Raw genomic sequence first — 1,686 nt, 5'->3', positions numbered from 1 at the left:
TGATATGCTCCCCAATAGGTAGACAGATGAAATAACAAATCTGTTTATTCTATTGGGGAGTGTTTTTTTATGGCGAGAAGTCGGCATTCAATCGAACAAAAACTGAGTGCACTACGAATGATGGAAGAAGGAACATATACGTGGAAGGAAATCGAGGAGGCTCATCACGTCTCTGAGCATACCCTCCGGGTGTGGAAAGTAAAATTCGAGACCGGCGGAATCGACGCCTTGAAGGAGTCGAGGATATGGAAACTGTACACAAAGGAACAGAAAATAGCGGCCGTACGTGACTATCTCGACGGGGTCACCATGGTGGAAGTCCTCTCCAGACATCAAATCAGTAGTCGTTCGGTTCTATATCGGTGGATCAAGAAGTATACTAGTCATAGCGAGTTAACAGATTCGAGAAAAGGGATGGATCGAGCTATGACAAAAGGGAGAAAGACCACATTCGAGGAACGCATGGAGATCGTCAGGTATTGCCTGGACAATGGACGGAACTATCAACGGACGGCCGAGATATTCGCCGTGTCGTACCACCAGGTCTACGGCTGGACGAAAAAATATGACGCCGACGGCGTGCACGGGCTCGAGGACCGGCGCGGACGGACGAAGCAAGAAGAGGAACTGACCAACGAAGAGAAGCTCGAACGTCGCATCCAACAGATCGAGCGGGAGAACGAGCGCCTGCGGGCCGAGAACCTGTTCCTAAAAAAGTTAGAGGAGATCGAGAGGAGAGGTTGATCAGCCAAATCCGGCTACAATTACGTTACATGGCGATCGAGGAAATGTCGACGACCGATACGTTCCCGGTCGTGCTCCTGTGTGAAATCGCGCAGGTCTCACGGGCCGCCTACTATAAATGGTTGAAGCGTACCGTCTCGGTACGCGAGGAGGAGAACCTAAGCCTACTAGAGGACATCCGCCTCCTCTACGACCAGGTGAACGGGACCTACGGCTATCGACGGATCACCATGACGGTCAACCGGAGACGACGCCAGCATGGCCTGCCGGCATACAACGAGAAGCGCATCTATCGTCTCATGCGTATCCATGAGATCCGTTCGGTCATCCGCCAGAAGCGAAAACGGTACAAAAAGTCATCCCCGCAGCATGTGGCCGAGAACCTGATGAACCGAGAATTCAGCGCGTCCCGACCGGACGAGAAGTGGTGCACCGACGTCACCGAGTTCAAATATGGCGCCGGAAGGAAGGCATATCTGAGCGCAATCATCGACCTCTATGACGGCTCGATCGTCGCCTATCGCATCGGGAAATCCAACAACAACGCGCTCGTATTCCAGACGATGATCCCAGCCATCGCGGGGCTCCGTTCAGGAGCGAGTCCGATGATCCATAGCGACCGAGGGTTCCAATATACCTCGAGAGGGTTCAAACGCATGGTAGAAGACGCGGGGCTGACCCACAGCATGTCCCGGGTCGGACGTTGTCTCGACAACGCCCCGATCGAGGGTTTTTGGGGTACCCTGAAAGTCGAGATGTACTACCTGCGTGAGTTCCAGGCCTACAGCGAACTCACATCGGCCATCGAGACCTACATATCGTTCTACAACCATGATCGTCTCCAGAAACGACTGAACGGCTTGAGCCCTGTAGAATACAGGTCTCAAGCCGCATAGTCCGGTTTTCATTATTTGCCCTGTCTACTTGACGGGGAGCAGTTCA

General features: G+C 53.0%; 1 protein-coding gene. It reads left to right on the top strand.

Annotated features, from left to right (window positions below):
* Positions 1 to 69 precede the first annotated feature (69 nt).
* Positions 70 to 1,640 (top strand): IS3 family transposase gene (locus KNP60_RS15350; protein ID WP_214752605.1). Its coding sequence is split into 2 segments (ribosomal slippage): positions 70 to 709 and positions 709 to 1,640, totalling 1,572 coding nucleotides; the frame shifts between segments, so codons are not numbered across the junction.
* Positions 1,641 to 1,686 lie beyond the last annotated feature (46 nt).

Origin of the sequence: Exiguobacterium sp. s5, from assembly GCF_018618075.1 — a bacterium.
Lineage (GTDB): Bacteria > Bacillota > Bacilli > Exiguobacteriales > Exiguobacteriaceae > Exiguobacterium > Exiguobacterium mexicanum_A.
This window is presented reverse-complemented; position numbering and strand designations above follow the sequence as displayed.